Raw genomic sequence first — 5,009 nt, 5'->3', positions numbered from 1 at the left:
CGCCCGCGCCTCGCGTGGGCTGCGCCAGGTCGTCACGACGCTCGGCGCCGAGGCCCACCAGGACGCGTCCGCCGCCGCCACCGCCGCGCGGGCGGTCGCGGAGGGCTACCTGCTGGCGGCGTACGTGCCGCCGACCGCGGCGTCGACCTCGAAGGAGTCCCGCTCGTCCGACGCTGCCGAGCTCGTGCTGCTCGGCCGCGACGGCTCGCGCGCCACCGCCGCCGTCGCCGAGGGCCGCACCGCTGCCACGGCGACCTGGCTGGTCCGGGACCTGGCCACCACGCCGTCGAGCACGAAGACGCCGGCGTGGCTCGCCGACCAGGCCAAGCGCCTGGCGACGAAGGCCGGCCTCGAGGTCACCGTCCGCGGCACACGCGAGCTCACCGCCGAGGGCTTCGGCGGCATCCTCGCCGTCGGCGCCGGGTCGGCGTCGACACCCCGGCTGGTCACGGTCTCGTACACCCCGTCGACCGCCGGCGGCAAGCACGTCGTCGTCGTCGGCAAGGGCATCACCTTCGACACCGGCGGCATCTCGATCAAGCCCCGCGAGGGCATGGTCCCGATGAAGACCGACATGACCGGGGCCGCCGTCGCGCTGGCCACGGTGCTCGGCGCTGCCGCCGCGGGCGTCGCCCACCGCGTCACCGCGGTGCTCCCGCTCGCCGAGAACCACTTCGGGGGCGCGTCGTACCGCCCCGGCGACGTCCTCACGATGTGGGGCGGCACCACGGTCGAGATCGCCAACACGGACGCGGAGGGGCGCCTCGTCCTCGCCGACGCGCTGGCCTGGGCCGACGCGACGCTCGACCCTGACGTGCTCATCGACGTCGCCACCCTCACGGGCGCGGCGACCCTCGGCCTGGGCAAGCAGCACGCGGCGCTCTACTCCGCCGACGACGACCTCGTGTCGGGACTCGTCGCGGCCGCCGACGCGTCCGGCGAGCTCGCGTGGCACATGCCGCTGGTCGAGGAGTACGAGGAGGCCGTCTCGTCGCAGGTCGCGGACCTGCGGCACGTGCCGGTCGACAAGCACATCGGCGGCGGCTCGATCACCGCGGCGCTCTTCCTGCGGCACTTCGTCGGCGACCGGCGCTGGGCGCACCTCGACATCGCCGGACCCGCCCGCGCGACCTCCGACAAGCATGAGGTCACCGAGGGTGCGACCGGCTTCGGCGCGCGCCTGCTGCTGCGGTACCTCGACGACCTGCGCTGACGAACCGGTGGGTGCGTCCTTAGGGTGAGGTCATGCCGGACGCGCAGCCCCGCCCGTTCACCCTGCAGACCGCCCCCGGCGCGCTGGAGGACCTCCGCGCGCGGCTGCGCGCGACGCGCTGGCCCGACGTGCCCGAGGACGCGGGGTGGTCGCTCGGCACCGACGTCGACTACCTCCGCGAGCTCGTCGCCTACTGGGCCGACGAGTTCGACTGGCCGGCGCAGGAGGCCGCTCTCGCGCGGTTGCCGCACTTCCGCGTCGGGCTGGGCGGGCTCGGGATCCACTACGTCCACGCCAAGGCCGTCGCGCCGGCGGGTCCGGTCCTGCCGCTGGTCCTCTGCCACGGCTGGCCCGACTCCTTCTGGCGCTACACCAAGGTGATCCCGCTGCTCACGGACCCCGGGGCGCACGGCGCCGACCCCGCCGACGCCTTCGACGTGGTCGTCCCAGACATGCCGGGCTACGGGTACTCCGACCGTCCTCGCGGACCGTCCCCGGACTCCGTCGACGTGGCCGCCCTCTGGGCGCAGCTGATGAGCGTGCTCGGGTACGAGCGCTTCGGCGCGGCGGGTGGGGACATCGGCAGCGCCGTGAGCCGGTTCCTCGGGCTCGACTTCCCCGACCGGCTCGTCGCCGTCCACCGCATGGACGGCGGCATCCCGCGTTTCACGGGCGACCGGCAGGACCTGACTCCGGAGGAACGCGCGCTCCTCGACGAGTCCGCGGCCTGGCTCGCGGCCGAGGGCGCCTACGGTGCCGTCCACCGCACGAAGCCCCAGACCGCCGCCGTCGGGCTCACCGACTCCCCGGCCGGGCTCGCCGCGTGGATCGTCGAGAAGCTCCGGGGGTGGAGCGACTGCCGCGGCGACGTCGAGAGCACCTACACCAGGGACGAGATCCTCACGCTCGTCACCCTGTACTGGCTCACGGGCACGATCGGCTCGTCGATGCGGATGTACGTCGCGAACGCCGCGATCCCGCCCGAGCAGCACGCGCGTCGGGTCGAGGTGCCGTCCGGCTTCTCGCTCTTCCCCGGCGACATCATCCGTCCGCTACGCGCCTGGCTCGAGCGCACCGCGAACGTCGTGCGCGTGACCGAGCCTCCGCGGGGCGGCCACTTCGCGCCGTTCGAGGAGCCCGAGCTCTACGCCCGGGAGCTGCGCGAGTTCTTCCGCCCGTACCGGCTCAGCGCTTGACGGCCACCAGCAGGCCGTCGCCCGTCGGCAGGAGGGCCGGGAGCAGGCGGTCGTCGGCGCGCACGATCCGGCCGACCTCGCGGATGGTCGTGGTGGTCTCGTCTCGACGTGCCGGGTCCGCCACGCGGTCGTGCCAGAGGGCGTTGTCGACGGCGAGGACGCCGCCGGGGCGCAGCAGCCGGACGGCCTGCTCGACGTAGCCGGGGTAGTTCTCCTTGTCGGCGTCGACGAACACGAGGTCGTAGCCGCCGTCGGTGAGGCGGGGGACGACGTCGAGGGCGCGGCCGGAGATGGTCCGCGTGCGAGTGGGCTTGACGCCCTCCTCGACGAACGCCTCCTTGGCGGCGCGCTGGTGCTCGACCTCGAGGTCGATGGTGGTCAGCACGCCGTCGGCCGGCATGCCGCGCAGCAGGTAGAGGGAGCCGACGCCGGCGCCCGTGCCGATCTCGACGACCGCGCGGGCCGCGACGGCGGCGGCGAGCACGCTCAGGGCGGCCCCCGACCCGGGCAGGACGGGCGTGCACCCGAGCTGGGCGGCGCGCTCCCGGGCCCGCAGCACGATGTCGTCCTCCTGCAGGAACTCCTCGCAGTAGACCCAGCTCTGGGCCTTGTCGGTGGAGATGGCTGCCTCCTGGGCGGGACGACGGGGTGCTGCAACGGTCGCCCGCCAGCGTAGTCGCGGGTCCCCGGTGGACGCGGGAGGCGGTCGGCTCCGCTGAGGGCGGAACTTCTCGCCCGCCGGAGGCGTTCCTAGCGTTCGAGGCTCACAGTTCCACCTGGGAGACTGGAGCACGATGGCACGCCCCGAGGAGACCGCCCTGTGACCGCCCAGCCCACCCAGCCCGCCGCCTGGCAGGCGCCGTCGTGGGAAGACATCGTGCGCGACCACTCCGCGCGGGTCTACCGGCTCGCCTACCGCCTCACCGGGAACAAGCACGACGCCGAGGACCTCACGCAGGAGACGTTCGTCCGCGTCTTCCGCTCGCTGCACTCCTTCACGCCGGGCACGTTCGAGGGCTGGCTGCACCGCATCACCACCAACCTCTTCCTCGACCAGGCTCGCCGCCGCCAGCGCATCCGCATGGACGCCATGGGCGAGGACGCCGAGCGCTACGCCTCCGGCGACGAGCTGAGCGCCCCGGAGCGGGCGTTCGAGCACGGCAACCTCGACCTCGACATCCAGCGCGCGCTCGACCAGCTGCCGCCCGAGTACCGCGCGGCCGTGGTCCTCTGCGACATCGAGGGCCTGTCGTACGAGGAGATCGCGGTGACCCTCGGCATCAAGCTGGGCACCGTGCGCTCCCGCATCCACCGCGCCCGCGCGCGGCTGCGCGTGTCCCTGGAGCACCGGGCGCCCGGCGCTCTCGTCCCCGCCGACGACGACACCCCGCTGACGGTGCTCGGATGAGCCACCTCGGGTCGCGGATCAGCGCGCTGGTCGACGGGCAGCTCTCGGTGGCGGACACCGAGCGGGCCCTCGCCCACGTCGCCGTCTGCCCCGAGTGCTCGGCCGAGCTCGCCGCCTCCCGCGCGGCCCGCCGGGCGCTGGCGTCCGCCGACGAGGTCGCGCCCGCCCCGGACCTGACGGCCCGGCTCCTCTCGCTGGCCGGCAGCACCGAGCCGTTCGCCGGCGATCCCTTCGCGCCGCCGGTCCGCCGGTCGCGCGACGAGCTCGCCTCCTACGGCGTCGCCAGCGGCGGCCTCGGTGCGCGCGGCTGGCGCTCGGGCTCGTCCCTGCGCGGCGACGTCGGGCAGCGCCGGTCGTCGGTGCGCCTGGCGGCCGGGTCGATGGCGGGCCTCGGCGCGGTCGCCGCGATGCTCTTCGTCCTGGGGGAGCGGCCGGCCGTCGTGCCGACCGTGCACCCCGGCGTCGACCTCGGCCTGCTGGGCCAGGCCGTCACCGTGGACCCGTCGACGCGTCAGTCGATCGACACGACCGCGTGGCCCGTCACCACCGACGACGGGGCCGGGTCCGCCGAGACCACCCAGTGGCTGCGCGCGCACGAGTGGTCCTTCCCGCAGCAGCTTCCCGACGGCTGGTCGGTCACGGCGGTCCGCTGGGCCGGCGACGACTCGTCCGTGCTCGAGGTCGACGTGCTCGGCCCGGACGGCGCCACCCTCGTGGTCACCGAGCAGCAGGGTCGGCTCGACACGACGGCGCTCGCAGGTGCCCCGACCGGCGAGGTCGGCGGGCGCGAGGTGTACGTGCTGTCGTACGAGCCGTGGCACGTGGTGTGGCAGGCCGACGCGACCGTGGTCCAGGTGGTCGGGTCGCAGTCCTCCGACGACGCCGCGACACTTGTGGGAGCCTTTCCGGGCGGCGCCTTCGACGACGGCGTCCCCGCGCGGATCACGCGGGGCTGGGACACCGTGACAGGAGCGCTCGAACGGCCATGACGACGCCCGACGACGACGCGCAGCCGGCAGCGGTGCCCGCACGGGAGGGCTCGGACGGCGCGGTGCCGACGAGCCCGTTCGCCTCTCCGTCGGGCCGCCGCGCGCTCCCGCCGACGCCCGAGACGCCGCCCGAGGCCRTCCCGCCGACGCCGGCGGCCGGGCCCGAGGTTGTCGCGCCGACGCCCGAGGGGTCGTCCGACGCC

The 5,009-nt window shown here is 75.0% G+C and carries 5 protein-coding genes and 1 pseudogene; 5 read left to right on the top strand and 1 reads right to left on the bottom strand.

Translation table 11 applies throughout. From position 1 onward, the window contains the following. The coding region (locus tag AC1DT4_RS20180) for a leucyl aminopeptidase family protein (protein WP_477091538.1) at window positions 1–1,213 on the top strand (1,213 nt) is incomplete at its 5' end. Window positions 1,214–1,245: 32 nt separating this feature from the next. Further along, a complete protein-coding gene (locus AC1DT4_RS20175; protein WP_477091537.1) occupies window positions 1,246–2,409 on the top strand; it encodes an epoxide hydrolase family protein in 1,164 nt (387 codons plus the stop codon). Here the strand turns inward: AC1DT4_RS20175 and AC1DT4_RS20170 are convergent. Further along, window positions 2,399–3,031 carry an O-methyltransferase gene (locus AC1DT4_RS20170; RefSeq protein ID WP_477091539.1) on the bottom strand — a complete coding sequence of 211 codons (633 nt, stop codon included), beginning with the start codon at window positions 3,029–3,031 and terminating at the stop codon, window positions 2,399–2,401. The genes AC1DT4_RS20175 and AC1DT4_RS20170 overlap by 11 nt on opposite strands. A gap of 198 nt (window positions 3,032–3,229) precedes the next feature. Between AC1DT4_RS20170 and sigE the strand changes: the two genes are divergently transcribed. The 3 genes and pseudogenes from sigE to AC1DT4_RS20155 all read left to right on the top strand — a co-directional run. Then, the gene (gene sigE / locus AC1DT4_RS20165; protein ID WP_477091536.1) at window positions 3,230–3,817 is read left to right on the top strand and encodes an RNA polymerase sigma factor SigE; all 588 of its coding nucleotides are present in this window, start codon (window positions 3,230–3,232) and stop codon (window positions 3,815–3,817) included. Beyond that, window positions 3,814–4,806 carry a zf-HC2 domain-containing protein gene (locus AC1DT4_RS20160; protein WP_477091535.1) on the top strand — a complete coding sequence of 331 codons (993 nt, stop codon included), beginning with the start codon at window positions 3,814–3,816 and terminating at the stop codon, window positions 4,804–4,806. Before sigE ends, AC1DT4_RS20160 begins: the two co-directional genes overlap by 4 nt. Further along, a pseudogene (locus tag AC1DT4_RS20155) lies at window positions 4,803–5,009 on the top strand (hypothetical protein); the annotation flags it as partial. The gene AC1DT4_RS20160 and the pseudogene AC1DT4_RS20155, both read left to right, overlap by 4 nt.

It is taken from the genome of Cellulomonas sp. P4_D11 (assembly GCF_056401915.1).
Note: the sequence above shows the minus strand (reverse complement) of the source record. Positions and strands in the feature narration are given on the sequence as shown.